A 23,190-nucleotide genomic window follows, 5' to 3' on the forward strand; every position below is an offset into this window, starting at 1 on the left:
AGGGCGTCCGGTCAGCACGAGAACCGATCAGCCACCCGCGCGATCAGTGACTTCGATTCGTCGGGGGCCATGGCGGAGGCCCTGAGATGGTCGAATGCAAGTGTGTACCGATATATGTCGGCATCACTCTCTACGTACAGGCTACTCGTCATGCTTTCCACATACACGACGTCCGGATCGTACGGCTCACGAAACTCCATGATGCTGAACGGGCCTGCTGATGCCGGGTGGGCACCGCTTGCCAAGGGCAGAACCTGAATGGTCACATTGGGCAGCTCGGCAGCCGCCAGCAAGGCGGCACACTGGGCCGCCATGATCACATGTGATCCCACCACGCGGGTGAGCACGGATTCATCGATGACGGCCCAAAGGCGAAGTGGGCCATCCTCAAGGGCAAAGAGCTTCTGACGGGTGAGCCGCACCTCGACACGACGCTTGACCTCCCCTGGCGGCGAAAGACCCATCAGTGCCGCACGGATGATCTCCTGGGCGTAGTCAGCCGTCTGAAGTAGGCCGTTGACGGCCAAAGCGTCATAGCTGCGGATGAACGAGGCGTCCGCCTCCAACTCGATGTACGTGGCATAGTCGCTGGGAACCGAGTCGGCGTACGCGTCCCACCAGCCACGTGTTCGCGCCGTTCTGGCCAGGCCGAAGAGGGGCTTGCGCTTGTCATCCTCTACCTCGTAGAGATCGAGGACGCGGGTCAGGTCGAGGATCGTGATGCCCACATGAGCCAGGTCCTGCTGGTGAGTGAACTCACCGCCAACGCCATAAGGCACTCCGACTCAGGAAGGCACCCCTGCGGACAGATAACCGTAATCATCGAAAGCTACGGCAGATTGCTCCATATCGAGGTGATCGACGACGGATCGGCAGAGTCCACTGCCGAACTGGAAGGGACAGCGAATCCGGACTTCGAGAGAGGTCGAGGACTCTGGCTCGTAGATCAGATGGCCGCGCGGTGGGGAACTCGGCATGACCAATCGAAACATGCAGTTTGGTTCCAGATAGTGATGTCCTGCCCCAAATGCGGCAACGAAGCAACCGAAGCCGCAACCAAGGCCAATGATGCGTGATGCTCGCGCCATCATTTTCAATGACCTACCTGGCTACCGAAGACGCTTGCATCCTGCGCTGTTCAAGTAGATATGCCTATTTCCATCACAGGCCGGGGGGTGCGAGGGGCCGTCAGGCCGCTTGGCCGGGGGTGTGGGGGCCTGCCCCCACAAGACACAGCCCGAGCGCGCGTGCGCGAAGCGCGGGGATCGCGAGGACCACGGCGTACGTGAAGGGCGGGTCGTGAGGGCCACGGCGTACGCGAGACGCGGGGTGGTGAGGGGTGTGGCGGGTCAGTGGGGGGCGTGGAGGCCTTCGAGGGTTAGGGAGAGGAGGCGGGTGGCGTGGGGGAGGTCGGGGGTGGCGTGGGCGATGCCGGTGATGAGTTGGAAGAGTTCCTCCACCTGCAGGTCGGGGCGTACGGCTCCCGCGGCTTGGGCGGCGGTGAGCAGGCGGCCCGCCGTGGAGCGCAGCAGCGCGTGGCAGTCGAAGCCGGCCACCGGGCCGATGTCCATCATCGCGGTCGCCAGGCCCCGGTCGGTGAGGACGTGCTTGAGCATGGCGCGCATCCAGGCGGTCAGTGCCTCTCCCGGCGGGGAGGCCGCCGCCAGCCGGTCGGCGCCGGCGCACAGTGTCTCGACCCGCTCTCTGAACACGGCGGCGATCAGCTCGCGGCGGGTCGGGAAGTGCCGGTAGAGCGTCCCCGGTCCCACTCCGGCCCGGCGGGCGATCTCGTTCAGTGACGCGTCCGGGCCCTCTTCGGCGATCACCGCGGTGGCCGCCGCGATCACCTGGTCACGGTTACGGCGCGCGTCGGCTCGCATGGGCCGTGTCCCCATCGGTACCCCCGGATGTGCAAACGGAGAAGTTCTCCGTATTATAGTGCCGAATATCCGGAGAACTTCTCCGGATAAACGGCAGGGGAGCTTGGAACATGCACAAGGGACGGCTCGACCTCGGACGCGTCGGCGTCTGGACGTTCGCCTTCGACGGGCAACCCGCAGCCACGGTGCGCGAGGCGGCGGCGGAGATCGAGGAGCTGGGGTACGGAGCGCTGTGGTTCGGCGAGGGGTTCGGCCGGGACGCCATCGGCCAGTCGTGGCTGCTGCTGTCCGCCACCCAGCGGATGATCATCGCGACGGGCATCGCCAGCATCGAACGTCGCGACCCGACCGCGATGGCCGCCGGTGAGAGGTCGATCAACGAGGCGTACCCGGGTCGGTTCCTGCTCGGCCTCGGTGGGCACCGGGTCAACGACGCCGCGCTCCAGGCCGTCCCCAGCCGGGGCAGTGCCGTACGAACCGTGACCGAATACCTGGACGCCATGGACGCGAGCCCCCTCAACTCCCCCGCGCCGGCTGCGCCCCCGCAGCGCGTCCTGGCCGCGCTCGGCCCGAAGATGCTGGGACTCGCCGCCGCCCGCGCCTGGGGCGCTCACCCATACTTCGTGCCCGTGGAGCACACCCGCCGGGCCCGCGAGATCATGGGGCCGGACGCCTTCCTCGCCGTCGAGCAGGCGGTGGTGCTGGACGCCGACGTCGCGAGGGCCCGTGAGGTCGCCACGGAACACGTCGCGTTCTACGCGTCCGCCGCGCCGCACCAGCAGGCCAACCTGCGCAGGCTCGGCTTCGGCGACGCCGACATGACCGGCGGGGTCAGCGGGCGCCTGGTCGACGCGATCGTGGCCTACGGCGACCTGCCCGCGATCGCCGGGCGGGTGCGCGAGCACTTCGAGGCCGGCGCCGACCACGTGTGCCTCCAGGTCCTCACGCCCGACCCCACCGCGCTCCCCCTGCCGGAGTGGCGCGAGCTGTCCGTGCTCTGCGAGCGCTGAGCCCGCTACGCGAGGTGGGCGTACGCGATGACGTTGCTCGTGTAGTGGCCCGTCCGCCGGTCGAACGTGCCGCCGCAGGTCACCAGCCGCAGCCCGGCGTAGGTGAGCGGCCCGTACACCCGCCGGCTGGGGAACCTGCTCTTGGCCACCTTCTCCACCGAGTCGACCACGAACGCCGCCACCGTGCCGTCCGCGCGCAGCACGGAGATCGCGTCCCCCCGGCGCAGGCGGCCGAGGTCGTAGAAGACGCCCTTGCGCCCGCCGCCGTCGACGTGCCCGAGGATCACGGCTGCCCCGCGCTCCCCCGGAGTCGCCCCCCGCGAGTACCAGCCCGCCTGTTCGGGGTGCTCGACCGGCGGGACGCGTACCGTGCCGTCCGCGTTCAGGCCGAGCCGGCCGAGGGCGACGTGCACGCCGATCTTCGGTACGTCGAGGAGGCGCGGCAGCGACCGTGCGAGGGCCGGGCTCCCGGAGGGGGAGGTGTAGGCCTGGACGGCCTGCGCGGTCGCGGGCGGCGGGGCGGGGGGCGGCTCGTCCTGGAGGAGTCCGCGTCCGGCGAGCACGGCGCCGGTCAGGGTGACGGCGGTGGCCGCCGCGCCGAGGGCAAGGCGGCCACCGCTGCGTCGGATATCCGGCATATCAGGAATGGGCACGCGCGCGCCGGCGCAGCACCAGTGCGCCCATCCCGGCCCCCGCCGCGAGAAGGGCCCCGCCGAACGGCACCAGAGCGTCGCCGCCGGGGCCGCCGCCGGTCTCCGGAGCGCCCCTGGGCACCTCCCGGGCGGGAACCGGCGCGGCCGACGGTCGCGTCCCGGCCTGGGCCGGGGACCTGGTCGCCCGGACCGGCGCCGGCGCGGCCGACCGCGACGCCGCGGGGCTCGGCTTGCTGGTAGCGGCGGGCTTCGCGTCGGCCATGGCCGGGCCGGCCGCGACGGCCATGGCGACGCCGAGCGCCGTCACGGCCAGGCTTGTAGCTACAAATCGCATAAATCCTCCTCGTACGGCCGCATCGCGAAGGGACGCGCGCCGTACACGGTTCTCATCGGACGGGTCGGGAACGGCTCGATGCTGGCAGCGGAACGTCCGCCCGCTATGACCGGAATGTCATGAGCCTGTAATGGATGCCGGCATCGGGAAGCAGCGGTCTGGCCAGCGCCGATACTGGAGCGGTGGCCAGAGTGATGCTGATCGAGGACGACCCGTCCGTACGCGAGGGGCTGCGCCTGTCACTCGGTCGGCACGGGCACGACGTCGACCTGGCGAGCACGGGCGAGGAGGGCCTCGAACGGCTGCTGGCCGCCCCCGCCGACATCGTGGTGCTCGACCTGATGCTTCCCGGTCTCGATGGATTCGAGGTGTGCCGCCGGATCCGGGCCGGCGGGCCGACGCCCATCGTCATGCTCACCGCCCGTGGCGATGATCTCGACGTGGTCAGCGGGCTCGAAGCGGGGGCCGACGACTACGTGATCAAGCCCGTACGGCCGCGCGTGCTGGAGGCGCGGATCCGCGCGGTGCTGCGGCGCGGCGGCCCGGCGGGGGCCGTCTCGACCGGGCAGGAGGTCCACGGCGACCTGACGATCGACCGCGGCTCGCTCACCGTGACCAGGGCAGGTGTCCCGATCACCCTGCCGCCGATGGAACTGCGGCTGCTCCTGGAACTGTCGGCGGCCTACCGGCAGGTCTTCAGCCGCCAGCAGTTGCTGGAGTCGGTGTGGGAGCTCGACTTCCTCGGGGACTCCCGGCTGGTCGACGCCTGCGTGCAACGCCTGCGCACGAAGATCGAGGACATCCCGTCCAAGCCCCGGTACATCCAGACCGTGCGCGGGTTCGGCTACCGCTTCGGACCTCTGTGAACCCTCCGCTCCGAACCCCTGCGAACCCTCGGACCGCCGCGGACCCCCCGCGGCGACCCTGGATCCCGATCAGGCTGCGCGGGCTACGGGCCCGGCTGGTGATCGTCTGCGTGCTCCTGGCCGGCCTCAGCGCCCTGACCGCCGCCGGGCTGATCTACCGCCAGGCGCGCGACCTCATGCTGACCCGCACCGAAGGGTCGGTCGTCAACGAGTTCCGGCTGCGCGTCGCGACCCTCACCGAGAACATGCAGCACCCCCCGGACCGCGCGGCGCTCCAGCAGCTCGCCAACGGCGTCGCGCCGTCGTTCCTCCAGGCGACCGGCGCCGCCGCCTACCGCGACTCGGGACTGATCACCTCGGGGGACCTGACCGGGCCGATCACCCCCGCGCTCCGGCGCGCCGTCGTGGCGCGGGGCCGCCTGTACCACCAGCGGGTGATCAAGAACGGGCTCCCGTACCTCGTCGTCGGCACGCCGGTCATGCTGGGCAAGCGCACGACGCCGTCGGGCGTGGAGGTGTACCTGGTGGCCCCGCTCGCCAAGGAGCAGGCGGACGAGGACGCGCTGGTCGCGGCGGCACGGAACGGCGTCATCCCCGTCGTGGCGCTGGCCGTGCTGCTCGCCCTGGTGGCGGCGCGAGGCGTGCTGCGCCCCGTGCGCGACCTCGACCGGGCCGCCCGCAGGCTCGGCGCGGGCGAGCTGGACACGCGGCTCAAGGTGAGCGGCGGCGACGAGCTGGCCCGGCTGGTGAAGACCTTCAACGCCACGGCCGCCGCCCTGGAGACCAACGTGTCGGAACTGCGTGACATGGAGGTCAAGGCCCGCAGGTTCGTCGCCGACGTGTCCCACGAGCTGCGCACGCCGCTGGCGTCCATCCTGGCGATGGCGGACATGTTCGAGGAGGAGGCCGGCCGCCTCGAAAGCGACCTGGCGAAGGCGGCCCGCCTGATGAACCTGGAGGTTGGCAGGCTGGTCCGGCTGGTCGAGGACCTCATGGAGATCTCCCGGTTCGACGCCGGGGCCGCGACCCTGATCCTGGACGACGTCGACGTGGCCGACGCGGTCCGCGCCTCGCTGCGCACGCGCGGCTGGACCGGCCGTGTCGGCCTCGACCTGCCGCCGGACGTGCGGATCGGCCTCGACCCCCGGCGGTTCGACGTGATCATGGCCAACCTCGTGGGCAACGCGCTCCGGCACGGCGCGGCCCCGGTCACCGTACGGCTGCGGGCGGACGGCGGGGCCGGGGGCGTCGTCATCGAGGTCCAGGACGCGGGCGGCGGGGTGGACCCGCGCGTCCTCCCGCACCTCTTCGACCGGTTCTCCAAGGCCGACGCGGCCCGGACCAGGTCGGACGGCAGCGGGCTCGGCCTGGCGATCGCCCGCGAGAACGCCCACCTGCACGGCGGCACGATCCGGGTGACCAACCCGCCCGAGGGCGGAGCCCTGTTCACCCTCACCCTCCCCCGCCGCGCCGAACCGCCGGATCACCCGGGCGAACCGGGGACCGACCCGCCGTGGATCACGGAGCCCGGCGGATGACGACGCCCCCCGTGGACCCCTGGCGGGCACCCCCTGCGGACCGCCGGCAGATCACGGCGCGGTCCAGAGACCGCCGGCACGTCAGGGGCCGCAGAGCATGGACCCGGCGCGTCGTGGCGGCGCTCGCTCTGGTGGTCGCGGTCCTGGCCGCCGGCTGCGGCATCACCCCGACGGACGTGATCGACGGCGGCACGCCCCCGGTGGGGTTCCGCCCCAGCACCCGGCTCTACTTCGTCCTCGGCTCCCGGCTCCAGCCCGTGATCAGGCCTTTCCCGTGGCCCTCCCTGAAGGAGACGCTCGTCCTGCTCCTCGACGGGCCCACCGCCGCCGAGCGCGGCCGGGGGCTCCGCAGTGACCTGGAGTTGAGCGCGGCGGCGCCGATCAAGGTCAGCTCGGGCCCGGCGAAGGTCCGCATCACCCTGGGGCTGCCCAGGCCCGCCGCCGCGCAGTCCGCCCCCCGGGCGAGCCTGTGGCTGGGCCAGCTCACCTGTACGGCCGCGAGCGCTCTGGCCGCGCGCACGAACATCGACCCCGACGCCGTCACGGTCGTCATCCAGCAGCAGCGGGTCGGCGCGATGGGCTCGTTCCGCTGCTCCCAGTTCCCGCGCGGCTCCGACTGACCACGAAGGCTCCGGCCGCCCACGAAGCCCGACCACGAAACGGTCTTCCGCCGACCACGAACCCGATCACGAGGTCCGGCCGACCACGAACAACCGACTACAAGCTACTGAGAACGTCCAAGTAGGCGATCTTGTTGTCGACCGCCCCGGCGGCGTTGGTGATCGTCAACCGGCCGTCCGAGACCAGCACCCGCGCGACGCCCTCCACGAAGCGGGCGGCGGCGGACGGCGTACCCGACACCACCTGCGCCCCCTCTACGTCGATCTTGTAGACGCCGTCGCCCGAGCCCGGGTCGCCGGCCACCAGGTGCACCAGGTACGCGCCGTTGGGCACGGCGAGCTCCCAGCTCGTGGCGCCGCCCGGACCCTGGAGGTGGTTGAAGGTGTCGTAGCGCTGGTCGGGGGCGTTCGCGGCCTCGCGTTCGCGGCCGTTGGCGCTGTTGTCGACGTTCCAGCCGTAGGTCAGGCCGCCGGCGCGCGGACCGTAGACGGCCCCGGTGTCGGCGGTGTAGCCGGCCGGCACGACCGAGCTCGCCGGCTGGAAGTTCACCGTGGCGCTGAAGACGGGCGTGAGCAGGAACGCGTGCAATGCGCCGCCGTGCAGCCCGGAGCCGACGATCTGGCCCCGGTCGTTGATCCCGTTGGCCTCCCGCAGCGTCCATCCCGACCCGGCCGGGATGAGGGTGTCCAGGGCGGTGATGACGCCGCCGGGCTGCCAGAACCAGGCGCGCGGGGCGGGACAGGGCCGGCATTTCGGATCGGCGGTGCCGACCACCTGGCCGGCGGCATTGATGCCGGTGGCCTCGCTGAACGCGATCCCGTCGATGGTCCCGACGTCGGCGACGGCCCCGCCTCGCCAGATCACGGCCCGATGGTCGATGGAGGACGACGCGGAGGCCGAGCCGGCGATCTGGCCGCTGATGTTGATCGCCGTCGCGGTGGGCTGGTACCACTCGGCGCTCCCACCGGGCAGTCCCGGCAGTTTCGTGAGATGTCCCCCGCGCCAGACGAAGGCCGGGTCGCCGACCACCTGTCCGGCCGCGTTGACGGCGTTGGCGGCGCCCAGGCTGTCCGGCGGGTCGCCCAGCTCGGCCGGCGCGCCCGCCTGGTCGTACAGGATGGCGAGCGGGCCGCCCTCGGACCCCGCGGGCCGCTGCCCGCCGGCCACCCTGCCCGCCGGGTCGATGCCGTTGCCTGCGCCGAGCCGGTCGTCGGCCGGGCCGCCCAGGTCCTGGATCACGCCCGCCGCGTTCCAGCGCACCGGGGAGCCGTACCGGGTGGTGAGCCGGTCGGCGGTGCCGGCGATCTGCCCGGCGTCGTTGACGGCGTTGGCGGTGCTGCCACCCCCACCGGGCAGGGTGCCCAGGTTGACGATCGACCCGCCCGACCACCGCACGGCCCGTGACACGCCCGCGAGCGTCGAGGACCCGACCACGACCCCCGCGTTGCTGATCGCCTTGGCCACGCTCGTCTCGGCCACCCCGAGCGCCCCCAGATCGGTGATCACGTACCGGGGCGGGACGGCCGCCCGCGCGGGAGCGGCCACCGCCATCGGCGCGAGGACCATCATCGTCACGAAGCCCGCACGCGCGACCCCACGCCAGGAGCCCTTGCCCACCGAACCCATGACCACCGTTTCAAGCACGCCGACGCCACGAGAACAAAGCCCACTAAAGGCATTGTCAGTAACCTATAACCGCCCGGCGCCGTGTCAATGGGGCAAACGGGATCACGCTCAGGCGGTTTCGGGTCGAGGCGGGACGCGTGCCTGGTCAGGGGGTCAGGCGGTGTGGCCGGCTCGGAGGAGGCCGTAGGTTACGGCTTGTTCCAGGGCCTGCCAGGAGGCTTCGATGATGTTCTCGCCGACGCCGACGGTGGCCCATTCGCCGCTGGAGTCGCTGGAGGTGATCAGGACGCGGGTGACCGCGTCGGTGCCGTGGGTGCCCTCCAGGATGCGGACCTTGAAGTCGATCAGCTCGACCTCGGCGAGCTCGGGGTAGAGCTTCTCCAGGCCGAGGCGGACCGCGCGGTCCAGCGCGTTGACCGGGCCGTTGCCCTCGCCGGTGGCGACGATGCGCTCGCCCTTGGCGTGCAGCTTGACCGTGGCCTCGCTGACGACGTCGCCGCCCGGGCGGCGTTCCACGATGACCCGCCAGGACTCGACGGTGAAGTAGCGCCGGCGCTCGCCGGTGACGGTGTCGCGGAGCAGGAGCTCGAAGGACGCGTCGGCGGCCTCGAAGGTGTGACCCTGGGACTCCAGCTCCTTCACCCGGTCGACCAGCTCGCGGGACTGGGCGGAGGTCAGGTCGTACCCGAGGGCCTTGCCCTTCAGCTCCACCGACGCCCGGCCGGCCATGTCCGAGACGAGCATGCGCATGTCGTTGCCGACCCGCGCGGGGTCGATGTGCTGGTAGAGGTTCGGGTCGACCTTGATCGCGCTGGCGTGCAGCCCCGCCTTGTGGGCGAACGCCGAGGTCCCGACGTACGGCTGGTGGGAGTTGGGGGTGACGTTGGTGACCTCGGTGATCGCGTGGGCGATGCGGGTCATCTCGGCCAGGGACTCCGGCGGGACCAGGTCGTAGCCCCGCTTGAGCTGGAGGTTGCCGACGACGGTGAACAGGTTGGCGTTGCCCGAGCGCTCTCCGTAGCCGTTGGCGCAGCCCTGGACGTGGGTGGCGCCGGCCTTGACCGCGGCGAGCGAGTTGGCGACCGCGCAGCCGGTGTCGTCGTGGCAGTGGATGCCGATGCGGGCGCCGGTGCCGACCGCCTCGTGGACGACGTCGGACAGCTCGTCGGGCAGCATCCCCCCGTTGGTGTCGCACAGGGCGATGACGGAGGCGCCGGCCTCGGCGGCGGTCCGCAGGACCTCCAGCGCGTAGGCCGGGTTGGACTTGTAGCCGTCGAAGAAGTGCTCGGCGTCGAGGAAGACGCGCTGCCCCGCCGCACGAAGGTGGGAGACCGTGTCGCGGATCATCGCGAGGTTCTCCCGCAGCGTCGTGCGGAGGGCCAGCTCCACGTGCCGGTCGTGACTCTTGGCGACAAGGGTCACGACCGGCGCGCCTGATTCGCGCAATGCGGCCACCAGGGGGTCGTCGGCGGCCTTCACTCCGGCTCGGCGGGTCGCGCCGAACGCGGCGAGCTGCGCATGCTTCAGGCCGAGCTCTGTTTGAGCCCGCCGGAAGAATTCGGTGTCCTTGGGGTTGGCGCCCGGCCAGCCCCCCTCGATGAAGCCGACGCCCAGGTCGTCCAGGTGCCGCGCGACGACGAGCTTGTCGGCGACGGTCAGGGAGAGCCCTTCCTGTTGCGCGCCGTCACGCAGGGTCGTGTCGTACACATGGAAGCGGTCGTCGGCCATGATGTCTTCTCCTTCGCGGGGGTGCTTTTCGATGCGCCGCGCGCGGTTTCTGCCCAGGAGCCGGGAACTCGGCCCAAACAAAAAGACCCCTCACGGACGTGAGAGGTCTGCGCGCTGGCGGTGTCCCTTTTAGCCAGCGCGCCTGCTGATAATGAGCAGACCGTAGAACATGGTGCTACGGAGTCTGCCACACGTGGCCACCATGTGACGCATTGATCTCACGATTTGGGACGACCGGGGGACCGGAGGGGTGTTCTCCGAGGTGGGAACCCCTCGCGGTTCCTCACCAGAAGCCCGTCGAGGGGTAAGAATGGCACCCATGAAGGCATTCTCGTTCCTCAACGCCGACGTGGCCGAGTACATCGCCGGACACACGACCCCGCCCGACGCCCTGCTCACCGAGCTGGCCGAGGTGACCCTCAGCGCCACGGGCGACAGCGCGGGGATGCAGATCTCACCCGAGCAGGGCACCTTCCTCACGATGATCACCCAGATCAGCGGGGCGCGGAACGTCGTCGAGGTCGGCACGTTCACCGGGTACTCCTCGATCTGCATCGCCCGCGGCCTGACCGGCGAGGGCCGGCTCACCTGCTTCGACGTCAGCGACGAGTGGACGTCCATCGCCCGCAAGTACTGGGAGAAGGCGGGCGTCGCCCACCTCATCGAGCTCCGCCTCGGCCCGGCGGCCGAGACGCTGCTGGAGTTCCCGGTGCGGCCCGAGGTCGACCTGGCGTTCATCGACGCCGACAAGGGCGGCTACCCGGTGTACTACGAGGCGATCATGTCGCGCCTGGCCCCCGGCGGGATCATCCTGGTGGACAACACCCTGCGTCGCGGCAGCGTCGCCGACTACACCAACGGCGACGCGGCCACCATGCGCGCCTTCAACGACCTGGTCTACCGCGACCCCCGCGTCACCACCACCCTCCTCCCCATCGCCGACGGCCTGACCTTCATCCGCAAACATTGACGAATTCCAGGCGGCCCGAAACCCGTGCGATTACCTTGTGTGATGGTGTTGGGACGTTACGCGATCCGCCTGGAGAGGATGATGCACCCATGGTCAAGGTCTTGGACAGATCCACCGTGCCGCCGGCGGGAGATCCGGACGTGTCACCGGTCGAGGAGGTCGATCCCGAGGTCGTGGACGAGCACGCCGAGCAGGAAGCGATCTACCGTGACCTCGCCGGTAGCCTGGACGGCAGGCGCAAGGTCGAGCTTGTCGACGGCCGGGTCGTGGTGAGGGAGATGCCCACCATCGAACACGCCAGGATCGTCTACCGGCTGCTGCTCCAGCTCATCCCCTTGGTGACGGAGCGCGGCTGGGAGATCCTTCCCGACATCGCGATCTTCCTCGGCCCCCAGATGGATCGATACCGGCCGGACGCGACCGTCGTGCCCGCCCACCCGCCCATGTGGCAACCGGACGAGGTGTACGGGCACGCGACGCATCTCGTCGCCGAGGTGGTGTCGAAGAGCAGCGCCCACGATGACCATGTCGTCAAGCCGGGCGCGTGCGCGGTCGCCGGCGTCCCGCTCTATCTGGTGGTCGACGCCTTCGAGGACACGGCCCGGCTGTTCAGCCACCCACGCGAGGGCGAGTACTCCCAGAAGGTCACGGTCGCGCTGGGCGAGCCGCTGAAACTGCCGGAGCCATGGGGCCTCTCGATCGACACCGGTCGGCTGGCCGAGCGGTCGGCGTAGCGACCAGGTGGAGCCCGGTGGGTGGCCGGGCTCCGGGGGTCAGCAGATTTTGTGGACCCAGTTGTGGGGGTCGGGGCGGGTGCCGTACTGGATGCCCATGAGTTCGTCGCGGAAGCGGAGGGTGAGGTCGCCGGGGGTGCCGTCGCCGATGGTCCATTCGCCGTCGACGCCCTTGACCTTGCCCACGGGGGTGATCACGGCGGCGGTGCCGCAGGCGAAGACCTCGGTGAGTTCGCCGGACTCGCAGCCCGCCCGCCACTCCTCGATGGAGATCTTGCCCTCCTCGGCGGTGAGGCCCAGGTCGGCGGCCAGGGTGAGCAGGGAGTCGCGGGTGACGCCGGGCAGCAGCGTCCCGGTCAGGTCGGGGGTGAGCAGGCGGTCGCCGAAGACGAAGAACAGGTTCATCCCGCCCATCTCCTCGACGTAGCGGTGTTCGAAGGCGTCCAGCCACACGACCTGGTCACAGCCCTGCTCGACGGCCTGGCGCTGCGCGACGAACGCGGCGGCGTAGTTGCCCCCGCACTTGGCGAAGCCGGTGCCGCCGGGGGCGGCCCGGGTGTAGTCCTGGGACAGCCAGACCGAGACCGGCTTGACCCCGCCAGAGAAATATGCCGCGGCGGGTGAGGCGATCACCATGTAGGTGTAGGTCCGGGACGGGTAGTTGACGCCGAGCGCCGGCTGCGTCGCGATCATGAACGGGCGCAGGTACAGGCTGTGGCCCTCGGTGGTCGGCACCCATTCGCGGTCGGTCTGGACCAGCAGCTCCAGCGACTCGACGAACGCCTCCTCGGGCAGTTCCGGCATGGCCATGCGCACGGCGGACCGGTTGAAGCGCGCCGCGTTGGCGTACGGCCGGAAGGTCACGATGGACCCGCCCGCCTGCCGGTAGGCCTTGAGCCCCTCGAAGAGCTCCTGGGCGTAGTGGAAGACCGAGGTGGCCGGGTCGAGCGTGAGCGGCCCGTACGGCGTGAGGCGGGCGTCGTGCCAGCCCTGCCCTTCGGTGTAGTCGATCGAGATCATGTGGTCGGTGAAGGTCTGCCCGAACCCCGGGTCCGCCAGTACCCGCTCGCGTTCGGCCGGAGTGCGAGCGGCGTCGGAAGGCTGCACGTCGAAGCTGAGCCGTGGAGCGGTGGTCATGTCGAAGATCCTTCTCTTCTCTGTCGGTCTCGCCTGCATCCATTCTGCGACGGACCGGGTAACGGGAAACTACTGCATCATCTGGACATACGGGAGTGTGTCGCCGGAGCCCTTGCCGTGCGGCCCGGCGGCTCGATCGGAGCGCGTGCGACGGCGGGGACGCGGGCGACGGCGGGGGCACGCGCCCCGGTCAGGGTCTCTGGTGCCCCGGTCAGGGCCCCTCGAACGCGAAAACGCGCACGGCGGCCCGTCAGCGGGGCCACCATGCGCGTCGGTCGGCGTCGGGAGGCCCCTCAGCCGGCTACTCGCGCGGTGATGTCGTCACCGATCTCGAAGGTGGAGCGGGGCACCCAGGCGACCTGGCGTTCGAGCAGGTCGTCGGCCACCGCCCGCTCGACCCTGGCCGCGTCGTCCGCGAGGCCGAGGTGGTCGAGCAGCATGGCGACCGAGAGGATCGTGGCGGTCGGGTCGGCCTTGCCCTGGCCGGCGATGTCGGGGGCGCTGCCGTGCACGGGCTCGAACATGCTGGGCGCCCAGGAGGCCGTGCCCGGGCGCGCGGGGTTGACGTTGCCGCTGGCGGCCAGCCCGATGCCGCCGGCGATGGCCGCGCCGAGGTCGGTGAGGATGTCGCCGAACAGGTTGTCGGTGACGATCACGTCGAAGCGCTGCGGCTGGGTCACGAAGAACATCGAGGCGGCGTCGACGTGGCAGTAGTCGGTGGTGACCTCGGGGTACTCGGCGGAGACCCGGTCGACGACGCGCGCCCACAGGTCGCCCGCGTAGGTCAGCACGTTGGTCTTGTGGACCAGGGTGAGCTTCCTGCGGGGCCGGGTCATCGCCTTGTCGAAGGCGAAGCGCACGACGCGCTCGACGCCGAAGGCGGTGTTGACGCTCTCCTGCGTGGCGATCTCCTGCGAGGTGCCGCGGCGCATGACGCCGCCGGCGCCGGCGTACGGGCCTTCGGTGCCCTCGCGGACGACGATCATGTCGATGTCCTCGGGGCGGGGCCCGGCGAGCGCGGTCTCCACGCCGGGGAACAGCTTGACCGGGCGCAGGTTGACGTAGTGGTCGAGCTCGAAGCGGAGCTTCAGCAGGAGCCGGCGCTCCAGCACGCCGGGCGGCACGCTCGGGTCGCCGACGGCGCCCAGCAGGATCGCGTCGAATCCGCGCAGCTCGGCGAGGGTCTCGTCGGGAAGGACCTCGCCGGTCGCGTGGTAGCGCGCGGCGCCGAGGTCGTACGTGGTGGTCTCCAGCTTGAGACCGACCGCGTCGAGGACCTTCAGCCCTTCGGCGACCACTTCACCGCCGATGCCGTCGCCGGGAATGACCGCCAGACGGATGTTGTGAGATTCCCGCATGGTCGTACCCTACCGTCGCGTCTCGTTGGTCGAACACAGCATCTCACATATCGGACGAGATCTCACGACGCCGGGGCGGGACGTCAGCCCGCCGGGAGCTGGGCCACCGCGCGCTCGAAGACCAGATCGCGGGCCGTCGTCAGGCCCACGGCCATCGCGCCGAGCAGCACCGCCTCGGTGCCGAGCCCGGAAGCCCTGATCATCGGCACCCGCAGCGCCACGAGGTCGCGCAGGCAGTCGGTGACCGGCCCGATCAGCAGGTCGCCCGCCTGGACGCCGATGCCGCCGCCGAGCACGACCAGCTCGGGGTCGAGCACGGCGATCACTCCGGCCAGGGCGTGCGCGATGTGGTCGGCCTCGGTGGCGAGGACCCGGTCGGCGATGGGGTCCCCGGCGCGTGCGGCGTCGAAGACGTCCTTGGCGCTGGTCACGCCCCGCATGCCGAGCCGGGTGGCGAGCGCCACCACCCCGTCGGCCGAGGCCACCGACTCCAGCATGCCCCGCCCCCGGTTGACCAGCGGGTCGCCCTCGCCCACCGGAAGGTAGGAGATCTCCCCGGCGGCCCCTTGGGCGCCCCGGTAGAGCCTGCCGTCGATGACGATGCCCATGCCGATGCCCGTGCCGATCCAGACCAGGGCGAAGTGGGCGACGCCCTGGCCGTACCCGTAGGCGCCCTCGCCCAGGGCCGCGAGGTCCACGTCGTTCTCCACGACGTACGGCGCGCCGGCCGCGACGCCCGCGAGCAGCTCGACCGCCCCCGTGCGCTCCCAGCCGGGCAGGTTCGGGGCGAGCTGGAGTGAGCTGGTCTCCTTGTCGTGGATGCCCGGTGTGCCGAAGACGGTGAGTGTGATGTCGCCCACACTCGCGCCCGCCTCGTCGGCCAGCTCACGGGTCAGTTCGGCCAGCGAGGCGACCAGCTCGTCGGGGGTCTCGCCGCCCTTGCGCGGCTCGTCGCGGCGCGCGGCGATGTCGCCGACGAGGTCGGCTAGCGCGAGCCGGACGAACTCCCTGCCTATGTCGACGGCGAGCACCCAGCCGGCCTGCGGGCGGATCTCGTACAGCAGGGCCGCGCGCCCGGCATTGCCGGTGCGCAGGCCGATCGGGCGGACGAGGCGCGCGCGTTCGAGGTCGGCCAGGGCCATGGAGATGGTCGGTTTGGACAGGCCCGTGGCCTGCGCGAGCTCGGGCCTGGAGACCTTCCCGAGCTTGAAGATCTCCGCGAAGACCGCGCGCTCGTTCATGACCCGCAGCACCGCTGTCGTGCTCGCCGTACCGCCGATACCCACCACGTCCCCCAGACTGGCACACGCTTTACCTCGGCAAGCACGCCGAAGAACTTTGTAAGAGACCTTGCCAAATTTGTATCGGGAGTTCAGCATGCTGCCAAGTACCTGAAGCACCACCACGAACACCCTGAGGGGCAACATGCGCGCGAAATGGTTCGCGGTTCCGTTTGCGATAGCCGTAGCGGCCACCGGCTGCGGGGGTTCCACCGACGACGCGGCCACCTCCGGGCCGGCCGCGACCAGCGGCGGCGACAAGGCGCCGACGATCGCCCTGTTCCTGCCGGAGTCCAAGACCACCCGGTACGAGGCGTTCGACAAGCCGCTGTTCGAGGCCAAGGTCAAGAGCCTGTGCCCCGACTGCAAGCTGCTGTACTCCAACGCCGACCAGGACGCCGCCAAGCAGCAGCAACAGGTCGAGGCGGCGCTCACCCAGGGCGCCGACGTGCTGGTGCTCGACGCCGTGGACGCCGCGGCGGTCGCGCCCCTGGTCAACCAGGCCAAGCAGAAGAAGGTCCCGGTCATCGCCTACGACCGGCTGATCTCCGGCATCTCCTACGACTACTACGTGTCGTTCAACAACGTGCGGGTCGGCGAGATGCAGGGCCAGGCGCTCCTGGACGCGCTCAACGCCAAGGGCACCACCGACAAGGGCCAGATCGTCATGATCAACGGCGCGACCACCGACCCGAGCTCCGCCGACTACAAGAAGGGCGCCCACAACGTCCTGGACGGCAAGGTCAAGGTCGGCCGCGAGTTCGACACCCCGGACTGGAGCCCCGACAAGGCCCAGCAGGAGATGGAGCAGGCCATCACCGCCCTCGGCCGCGACAAGATCGTCGGCGTGCTGTCGGCGAACGACGGCATGGCGGGCGGCGCCATCGCCGCGATGAAGCGGGCCGGCTACGACCCGGCGCTGCCCATCACCGGGCAGGACGCCGAACTGGCGGCGGTCCAGCGCATCCTCACCGGCGAGCAGTACATGACCATCTACCTGGACATCCGGAGCGAGGCGGAGAAGTCGGCCGAACTGGCGGTCGCGGTCGGCAAGGGCGAGAAGCCCGCGGCGACGACCACGGTCAACAACGGCACGGCGGACATCCCCTCCTTCCTCCTGGACCCGATCGCGGTCACCGCGGACAAGGTGAAGGACACCATCGTGAAGGACGGCTTCTACAAGGCGGCCGACATCTGCAAGGGCGAGACGGCCGCCGCGTGCGCCAAGGCGGGCATCAGCTAGATGATCCGCGCGAAAGACATCTCCAAGCGGTACGGAGCGGTCCAGGCCCTCGAAGGAGCGAGCCTGGACCTGCCTCCCGGCGAGGTGGTGGCCCTGGTCGGCGACAACGGGGCAGGCAAGTCCACCCTGGTCAAGGCCATCTCCGGTGTCATCTCACCGGACGAGGGCGAGATCACCATGGACGACCGGCCGGTGCGCATCGGCAACCCGCACGACGCGCAGGCGCTCGGCATCTCCACCGTCTACCAGGACCTCGCCCTGTGCGAGAACCTCGACGTGGTGGCCAACCTGTTCCTCGGGTCCGAGCGGCGGCGCTGGTCGTGGCTGTCGCACATCAGCATGGAACGGGCGACCCGCGACCTGCTCACCCAGCTCGACGTGCGCATCCGGGACATCCGGGTGCCGGTCGCCATGCTGTCGGGCGGCCAGCGGCAGTCGGTCGCCATCGCCCGCGCGCTGATCGGCGAGCCTCGGCTCGTCATCCTGGACGAGCCCACCGCCGCCCTCGGCGTGGAGCAGACGGCGCAGGTCCTCGACCTGATCCGGCGGCTGCGCGACCGGGGGCTCGCGGTCCTGCTCATCTCCCACAACCTCGCCGACGTCCGTGCCGTGAGCGACCGCGTCGTGGTGCTGCGCCTCGGGCGCAACGCCGGCGAGTTCCGCACGGCCGAGGCCTCGCAGGAGTCCATCGTGGCCGCCATCACCGGAGCCGCAGCATGAGCGCGACGACCATGAGCCCGGCGCGCAAGCCGCTCAGCCCGAGGCAGGCGCTCGACCGGGTGCGGCGCGGTGACCTCGGCGCCTGGCCGGTGGTCGGCGGGCTGATCGCCATCGCGATCGTCTTCGGCTCGCTGAACGAGCACTTCCTGTCGCCGGAGAACCTGACCAACCTGGCCCTGCAGATGGCGGCGACCGGGACGATCTCGCTGGGCATCATCATGGTGCTGCTCCTCGGCGAGATCGACCTGTCGGCCGGCTCGGTCAGCGGTCTGTGCGCCGTGGTGATGACCATCCTGTCGGTGCGGAACGGCTGGAACCCGGTGCTCGCCATCGTTGTCGCCGTGGTGGCGGGCTCGGCGGTCGGGCTGCTGCACGGGCTGCTGTTCACCCGGGTCCGGATGCCGTCCTTCGTGGTGACGCTGGCGGGGCTGATCGGCTGGCAGGGCCTGCTGCTGTACCTGCTGGGCGAGTCCGGCACCATCAACCTCCCCTTCGACGGATTTATCGCGAAATTGAGTGACACGTGGCTGCCGCCCTGGCAGGCATGGGCGCTCGCCGCGGCCCTGGTCGCCGTCTACGGGGGGTCGCTGCTGCTCAGCCGCCGCCTCCGCCTGGCCGCCGGCCTGCCGGTGACCCCGGCGTACTGGGCGGCCGTACGGACCGGCGGCCTCGCGGTCGTGCTCGCGGGCGCGGTCCTGGTGCTCCAGGCCGACCGTGGCGTACCCCTGCTGCTGGTCATCTTCGGCACGCTGGTCGTGGTCCTTGACCTGGTGCTGCGGCACACCGCCTTCGGCCGCTGGATGTACGCCGTGGGCGGCAACGCCGAGGCCGCGCGGCGGGCGGGCATCAACGTGACCCGCATCCGCCTGCTCGCCTTCGTCCTGTCCTCCGCCCTCGCGGCGTTCGGCGGCATCCTGGCCGCCAGCCGGCTGGCGGCGGTCAACCAGAGCTCCGGCGGCAGCGACATCCTGCTGATGGCCATCGCGGCGGCCGTCATCGGCGGCACCTCGCTGTTCGGCGGCCGGGGACGGACGTACGCGGCGCTGCTCGGCATCCTGGTGATCCAGTCGATCACCAACGGCATGCTGCTGCTGAACGTGGACTCCTCGGTGCGCTACATGGTCACCGCGAGCGTGCTGGCGCTGGCCGTGGCGATCGACTCGCTCGCCCGCCGTGGCAGCGCCCAATGAGCCGGCGGTTCGTGCTGGGCATCGACTTCGGCGGCACCAAGGTCGCCCTGGCCACCTCGGCGGCCGACAGCGTCGACCGGCCGTTGCGCAAGATGCGGCTGCCGACCCTGGGAAGCGAGGGCGCCCAGCAGGTGCTCCGCAGGTCCCTGGACGCCGCCAGGGAACTGGCCGACTGGTCAGGAACGCTCCAGGCGGTCGGGGTGTCCACGTTCGGGGTGGTACGCGGGGAGACGGTGCAGCTCGCGCCGACGGTGCCCGGATGGGAGGGGCTGGAGCTCCCCCGGCTGCTCAGGGAGGAGTTCGGCGAGACGCCGGTCGCGATCGACAACGACGTGAACGCCGCGGCGGCGGCCGAGCTGCGCTGGGGCGCGCTGCGGGGGGTCCGCACGGGGCTCTACCTGAACCTCGGCACCGGCCTCGCGGCCGCGCTGGTGGTCAACGGGATGGTGGTGCCGGGCGCGCACGGCGCGGCCGGTGAGATCGGGTACCTGCTCAGCAGGCCCGGCGAACCCGCCTTCGCCGAAGGGCACGCGCCGCTGGAGGAGGTCGTCTCCGGGCACGCGCTCGCGCACCAGGGGTCGGCCCTGCTGGGCCGGACGGTGAGCGCCGCTTCCCTGTTCGAGCAGGACGGCGACCCGGCCGTGCGTACGCTGCTGGACGGCGCGGTGGAGGCGCTCGCCATGGCGGTCGCCAACGTGTGCGTGGTCCTCGACCCCGAGCGCGTGGTCATCGGCGGCGGGCTCATGGGCGCCGCGCGGCACATCCTGCCCGGCCTCACGGCCGAGATCGCGCGCGCGGTCCCGTTCCCGCCGGAGATCACGGCGGCGCGGTTCGTCGACGACGCCCCGCTGTACGGCGCGCTGGCGCTGGCCATGACCGCGAGGGCCGGCGGACCGGCGTGATCAGCGCGCGGGCCGTCGCCGGCCTGGTCAGTCGGTGGGGACGCCGCCGTTGTCGCGGCGGTCCAGTGCCGTCTGCACGGGGTCGGGCGTCTCGTCCTCGTGACGCTGGTCTTCGGGACGGTTCCAGGGATACATGTCGTACATGACGGATTCTCGCTTGCCTTGAGGGCGCACGCGTCACGTGCGCGATGGGGACGGTTGACAGCGGGCCCCGGTCGCCGATGTGGACCGGTGCTCCTGCCCCTGATCCGGATCGCGGATCGGGGACGGCTCTCACGGCCGACGGACGCCGCGCACCGCGGCGGGTCGCCGGCCTGCCCTGATCAGGCCCCGCCGCGGCAGGTGAGGAGTGCGACCACCTGACGCGTCATCGTCCTTCACGTTACCTGCCGGTAGCCTACTTGTCTCGTAGGACGACCTAGTATCTCACTGGCTGAGACGACGAAGGCCCGCCGCCCCGAGGGCGGCGGGCCTTCCCGCGTTCGACCGTGTCCAGCCAGTGAGACCGTGCGGCCCGGCCGGTGAGACCTATGGCCCGGCCGGTGAGACCGCGTACGCGCCGTAAGGGTCCTAGTCGGTGAGGTCGACCGTGCGGCCGCCCTCGGCGCCGATCTCCTGGATGATCTGGTCGGCCACGTCGGCCGTGATCGAGGAGTCGACGGTCAGCGCGATGAGCGCCTTGCCGCCCTTGGTGTCCCGCGCGACCTGCATCGAGGCGATGTTGACCTGGCGCTCGCCCAGGATCTTGCCGACGATGCCCACGATGCCCGGCCGGTCGGCGTAGGTGAAGAACGCGAGGTGCTCGGTCGGCTCGATCTCCATCTGGAAACCGTTGACCTCGACGATCTTGGTGACCTGGCGCGGGCCTGACAGCGTGCCCGACACCGAGACCGTGCGGCCGTCGGCCAGCACGCCGCGTACGGTGACGACGTTGCGCCAGTCGGGGCTCTCCTCGCTGGTGACCAGCTCGACCGTGACGCCGCGGTCCTTGGCGAGCAGCGGCGCGTTGACGTAGGTCACCGCGTCCTCGACCACGTCGGTGAACACGCCCTTGAGCGCGGCCAGCTCCAGGACCCGCACGTCGTGGGCCGCGATCTCGCCGCGGATCTCGACGTCCAGGCGGGTGGCCACCTCGCCGGCCAGGGCGGTGAAGACCCGGCCGAGCTTCTCGGCCAGCGGGAGGCCGGGCTTGACGTCCTCGGCGACCGCGCCGCCCTGGACGTTCACGGCGTCCGGCACGAACTCGCCGGCCAGCGCCAGCTTGACGCTGCGCGCCACCTGGGTGCCGGCCTTCTCCTGGGCCTCGTGGGTGGAGGCACCGAGGTGCGGGGTCACCACGACGCTGTCGAGCTCGAACAGCGGGCTGTCGGTGCAGGGCTCCTTGGAGAACACGTCGATGCCGGCCCCGGCGACCCTGCCCTCCTTGATGGCGGAGTAGAGGGCGGCCTCGTCGACGATGCCGCCACGGGCGACGTTGATGATGCGGACCGACGGCTTGACGGTGTGCAGCTCGCGCTCGCCGATCAGCCCGACGGTCTCCTTGGACTTCGGCAGGTGGACGGTGATGAAGTCCGCCTGCATGAGCAGCTCCTCCAGCGTGACCAGGCGCACGCCCATCTGGGCGGCGCGGGCCGGCTGGAGGTAGGGGTCGTAGGCGATGAGCTCGACGCCGAAGGGCGCGAGGCGCTGCGCCACGAGCTGGCCGATGCGGCCGAGCCCGAGTACGCCGATCACCTTCTCGTCGAGTTCGACGCCGGTGTACTTCGAGCGCTTCCACTCCCCGGCCTTGAGCGCGCCGTGGCCCTGGGCGACGTTGCGGGCGCTGGCCAGGATCAGGGCGACGGTGTGCTCGGCGGCGCTGACGATGTTGGAGGTCGGCGCGTTGACGACCATGACGCCGGCCTTGGTGGCGGCCTCGACGTCGACGTTGTCGAGTCCGACGCCGGCGCGGGCGACGACGCGCAGGCGGGGCGCGTTCGACAGCGCCTCCGCGTCCACCTGGGTGGCGCTGCGCACGATGAGCGCGTCCGCTCCGGCGAGCGCGGGCAGGAACTGCGACCGGTCGGCACCGTCGGTGTGACGGACCTCGAAGTCGGCCTCGAGCACGGCGAGGCCTGCTTCGGAGAGCTCCTCTGCGACCAGGACGACGGGCTTGTTCACTGGTGAGTCCTTCGGGAAGTGCGGATGCACGGACGAGGTTCGAGTCTATCCACGCTTGTGAAACGCCTCACGAACGTCCCGGTATCCGAGACAGCGGCGCGTACCCATCTAAACTGGATTCCACGCGCAAGTCGCCATCTTGGTATTGATCACAACATTTCTTGACGATTAGGCTGATAAGCTGTGTCCCACTACCTATCGTTTGTCGTATGAGCATCGGGAACCCCGCTCTCGGAGAAGTGCTCGCGCAGCACGGCAGCCCGCATCGGCTACTGGCGGCTCTTGCCGAGTGGGGCATCCTGGTGGCCGTGCGGCCGGACCGCTCCGTCGTGCTCGGCACGACGCAGGCCGGCGAACGCGTGCTCCTCGGGTACACCGGGGCCAACACCTACGCCCGGCACCGCGGCAACCACTCGCTGTCGGCGTGCGACGCCGACACCATCCTCGACATCCAGCGCGTCACCGGCGTGCGTGAGATCGTCATCGACGCCGCGGGCCCCGCGGCGGCGGCCATCCCCATCGAGGACCTGCAGCGCCATCTCGCCGCCTCGCGCAGCGGGCAGCACGCGCCGGCCCTGTCCAGCGCCCTGCCGACGGCGTACGCCACCGGTGCCATGGCGACGGTCTCCCACCACACCACCACCGTGCCGGGCCCGACCGGGCTCGGGCGGAACGAGACGCTGACCGCGCGCATGCCGCAGCCGAGCGCACCCGACGCGTCCGCGCGGCCGTGGATCCCCGCCCCGAGACCCCACCTGTCCGGGCCCATGCAGCAGGTCGACCCGGGCTACAAGCGCTGCGTCCACCCGATCCTCCCCGCGCTACGCGTGGCGATCTCGGAGCTGCTCCGCGACTTCCCCCTGGTCCACCACGTGTGGATCTCCGAGGCCCGGACCGTCTCGGGGTCCTCGGGGATCATGCTGCACGTCAAGGTGCACACCAGGTCGGCCGAGGACATCGTCCGCGACCTGCACCGCATGGTCCGCGCCCGGCTGCCGCAGCTCGCGGCCAGCGAGGCGCCGGTGCTCATGGCGCGCGTCGCGGACGCGAACACCGAGCGCCGCATGATCGAACTCGGCGCCCACGTGGTCTGCGCCGACGTCTCCGACAGCTGACCCCCGGCCGTCCTGACCTGGGACGGCCGGTGCGGCGGCGGTGGTGATCACGCATCGCGGCCATATGCGTGCCGGTCCGTAATCGAATAAGCCTGGCGGCCAAACGCTTGCTGGGCTGTAATTGC

At 70.9% G+C, this 23,190-nt stretch carries 22 protein-coding genes; 12 read left to right on the top strand and 10 right to left on the bottom strand.

What is annotated here, in order from left to right; translation table 11 throughout:
- Nucleotides 1-11 precede the first annotated feature (11 nt).
- A complete protein-coding gene (locus tag NYZ98_RS29245) occupies nucleotides 12-728 on the bottom strand; it encodes a DUF5753 domain-containing protein (protein WP_262846787.1) in 717 nt (238 codons plus the stop codon).
- Between NYZ98_RS29245 and NYZ98_RS29250 the strand changes: the two genes are divergently transcribed.
- The gene (locus tag NYZ98_RS29250) at nucleotides 729-1,076 is read left to right on the top strand and encodes an ATP-binding protein (RefSeq protein WP_262846788.1); all 348 of its coding nucleotides are present in this window, start codon (nucleotides 729-731) and stop codon (nucleotides 1,074-1,076) included. It begins immediately after the preceding gene.
- A gap of 273 nt (nucleotides 1,077-1,349) precedes the next feature.
- Here the strand turns inward: NYZ98_RS29250 and NYZ98_RS29255 are convergent, their stop codons facing one another.
- Nucleotides 1,350-1,880 carry a TetR/AcrR family transcriptional regulator gene (locus NYZ98_RS29255; protein WP_262846789.1) on the bottom strand — a complete coding sequence of 177 codons (531 nt, stop codon included), beginning with the start codon at nucleotides 1,878-1,880 and terminating at the stop codon, nucleotides 1,350-1,352.
- A 110-nt stretch (nucleotides 1,881-1,990) separates the two neighbouring features.
- Between NYZ98_RS29255 and NYZ98_RS29260 the strand changes: the two genes are divergently transcribed.
- Nucleotides 1,991-2,890, top strand: coding sequence for a TIGR03620 family F420-dependent LLM class oxidoreductase (locus tag NYZ98_RS29260; protein ID WP_262846790.1), 900 nt, complete (start codon nucleotides 1,991-1,993; stop codon nucleotides 2,888-2,890).
- A 5-nt stretch (nucleotides 2,891-2,895) separates the two neighbouring features.
- Here the strand turns inward: NYZ98_RS29260 and NYZ98_RS29265 are convergent, their stop codons facing one another.
- On the bottom strand, nucleotides 2,896-3,528 hold the full coding sequence (locus NYZ98_RS29265) for a class F sortase (RefSeq protein WP_262846791.1): 633 nt from the start codon (nucleotides 3,526-3,528) through the stop codon (nucleotides 2,896-2,898).
- A 1-nt stretch (nucleotide 3,529) separates the two neighbouring features.
- Nucleotides 3,530-3,877 carry a hypothetical protein gene (locus NYZ98_RS29270; RefSeq protein WP_262846792.1) on the bottom strand — a complete coding sequence of 116 codons (348 nt, stop codon included), beginning with the start codon at nucleotides 3,875-3,877 and terminating at the stop codon, nucleotides 3,530-3,532.
- A gap of 182 nt (nucleotides 3,878-4,059) precedes the next feature.
- On the opposite strand from NYZ98_RS29270, the gene NYZ98_RS29275 reads away from it, so the two are divergent.
- The 3 genes from NYZ98_RS29275 (at nucleotide 4,060) to NYZ98_RS29285 (ending at nucleotide 6,901) form a co-directional block, all read left to right on the top strand.
- Nucleotides 4,060-4,743 (top strand): response regulator transcription factor, encoded by a 684-nt coding sequence (locus NYZ98_RS29275; protein WP_262846793.1) that lies wholly within the window; start codon nucleotides 4,060-4,062, stop codon nucleotides 4,741-4,743.
- 98 nt (nucleotides 4,744-4,841) lie between these two features.
- The gene (locus NYZ98_RS29280) at nucleotides 4,842-6,281 is read left to right on the top strand and encodes a sensor histidine kinase (RefSeq protein WP_262846794.1); all 1,440 of its coding nucleotides are present in this window, start codon (nucleotides 4,842-4,844) and stop codon (nucleotides 6,279-6,281) included.
- Nucleotides 6,278-6,901: a hypothetical protein gene (locus NYZ98_RS29285; protein ID WP_262846795.1), complete on the top strand. Its 624-nt coding sequence runs from the start codon at nucleotides 6,278-6,280 to the stop codon at nucleotides 6,899-6,901. The genes NYZ98_RS29280 and NYZ98_RS29285 overlap by 4 nt, the downstream gene beginning before the upstream one ends.
- Nucleotides 6,902-6,998: 97 nt before the next feature.
- Here the strand turns inward: NYZ98_RS29285 and NYZ98_RS29290 are convergent, their stop codons facing one another.
- Both NYZ98_RS29290 and cimA read right to left on the bottom strand, forming a co-directional pair.
- On the bottom strand, nucleotides 6,999-8,546 hold the full coding sequence (locus NYZ98_RS29290; protein ID WP_262846796.1) for a hypothetical protein: 1,548 nt from the start codon (nucleotides 8,544-8,546) through the stop codon (nucleotides 6,999-7,001).
- A 135-nt stretch (nucleotides 8,547-8,681) separates the two neighbouring features.
- The gene (gene cimA / locus NYZ98_RS29295; protein ID WP_262846797.1) at nucleotides 8,682-10,256 is read right to left on the bottom strand and encodes a citramalate synthase; all 1,575 of its coding nucleotides are present in this window, start codon (nucleotides 10,254-10,256) and stop codon (nucleotides 8,682-8,684) included.
- 319 nt (nucleotides 10,257-10,575) lie between these two features.
- Between cimA and NYZ98_RS29300 the strand changes: the two genes are divergently transcribed.
- Together NYZ98_RS29300 and NYZ98_RS29305 are read left to right on the top strand one after the other, a co-directional pair.
- Nucleotides 10,576-11,226 carry an O-methyltransferase gene (locus NYZ98_RS29300; RefSeq protein WP_262846798.1) on the top strand — a complete coding sequence of 217 codons (651 nt, stop codon included), beginning with the start codon at nucleotides 10,576-10,578 and terminating at the stop codon, nucleotides 11,224-11,226.
- Between the two features lie 101 nt (nucleotides 11,227-11,327).
- Nucleotides 11,328-11,960 carry a Uma2 family endonuclease gene (locus tag NYZ98_RS29305; RefSeq protein WP_262846799.1) on the top strand — a complete coding sequence of 211 codons (633 nt, stop codon included), beginning with the start codon at nucleotides 11,328-11,330 and terminating at the stop codon, nucleotides 11,958-11,960.
- A 39-nt stretch (nucleotides 11,961-11,999) separates the two neighbouring features.
- On the opposite strand, the gene NYZ98_RS29310 is transcribed toward NYZ98_RS29305, so the two are convergent.
- From NYZ98_RS29310 to NYZ98_RS29320, 3 genes are all read right to left on the bottom strand, one after another.
- Nucleotides 12,000-13,097, bottom strand: coding sequence for a branched-chain amino acid aminotransferase (locus NYZ98_RS29310; protein WP_262846800.1), 1,098 nt, complete (start codon nucleotides 13,095-13,097; stop codon nucleotides 12,000-12,002).
- Between the two features lie 293 nt (nucleotides 13,098-13,390).
- Nucleotides 13,391-14,455, bottom strand: coding sequence for a 3-isopropylmalate dehydrogenase (locus NYZ98_RS29315; protein WP_262846801.1), 1,065 nt, complete (start codon nucleotides 14,453-14,455; stop codon nucleotides 13,391-13,393).
- 83 nt (nucleotides 14,456-14,538) lie between these two features.
- The gene (locus tag NYZ98_RS29320) at nucleotides 14,539-15,486 is read right to left on the bottom strand and encodes an ROK family protein (RefSeq protein ID WP_380707104.1); all 948 of its coding nucleotides are present in this window, start codon (nucleotides 15,484-15,486) and stop codon (nucleotides 14,539-14,541) included.
- 394 nt (nucleotides 15,487-15,880) lie between these two features.
- On the opposite strand from NYZ98_RS29320, the gene NYZ98_RS29325 reads away from it, so the two are divergent.
- Genes NYZ98_RS29325 through NYZ98_RS29340 form a run of 4 tightly spaced genes read left to right on the top strand, consistent with a single transcriptional unit; the run spans nucleotide 15,881 to nucleotide 19,790 of the window.
- Nucleotides 15,881-16,978, top strand: a complete 1,098-nt coding sequence (locus NYZ98_RS29325) for a sugar ABC transporter substrate-binding protein (protein WP_262846803.1) — start codon at nucleotides 15,881-15,883, stop codon at nucleotides 16,976-16,978.
- Nucleotides 16,979-17,698: an ATP-binding cassette domain-containing protein gene (locus tag NYZ98_RS29330; protein WP_262846804.1), complete on the top strand. Its 720-nt coding sequence runs from the start codon at nucleotides 16,979-16,981 to the stop codon at nucleotides 17,696-17,698. It begins immediately after the preceding gene.
- Nucleotides 17,695-18,888 carry a sugar ABC transporter permease gene (locus NYZ98_RS29335; RefSeq protein WP_262846805.1) on the top strand — a complete coding sequence of 398 codons (1,194 nt, stop codon included), beginning with the start codon at nucleotides 17,695-17,697 and terminating at the stop codon, nucleotides 18,886-18,888. Before NYZ98_RS29330 ends, NYZ98_RS29335 begins: the two co-directional genes overlap by 4 nt.
- Nucleotides 18,885-19,790: an ROK family protein gene (locus tag NYZ98_RS29340; RefSeq protein ID WP_262846806.1), complete on the top strand. Its 906-nt coding sequence runs from the start codon at nucleotides 18,885-18,887 to the stop codon at nucleotides 19,788-19,790. Before NYZ98_RS29335 ends, NYZ98_RS29340 begins: the two co-directional genes overlap by 4 nt.
- Nucleotides 19,791-20,360: 570 nt before the next feature.
- Here NYZ98_RS29340 and serA read toward each other — a convergent pair.
- A complete protein-coding gene (gene serA / locus NYZ98_RS29345) occupies nucleotides 20,361-21,950 on the bottom strand; it encodes a phosphoglycerate dehydrogenase (protein ID WP_262846807.1) in 1,590 nt (529 codons plus the stop codon).
- 209 nt (nucleotides 21,951-22,159) lie between these two features.
- Here serA and NYZ98_RS29350 point away from each other — a divergent pair, with 209 nt between their 5' ends.
- Entirely contained in the window at nucleotides 22,160-23,065 is a 906-nt protein-coding gene (locus NYZ98_RS29350; RefSeq protein ID WP_262846808.1) for a hypothetical protein, read from the top strand.
- Nucleotides 23,066-23,190 lie beyond the last annotated feature (125 nt).

This window comes from Sphaerisporangium corydalis (assembly GCF_025506355.1).
In the GTDB taxonomy this organism is placed as follows: domain Bacteria; phylum Actinomycetota; class Actinomycetes; order Streptosporangiales; family Streptosporangiaceae; genus Sphaerisporangium; species Sphaerisporangium corydalis.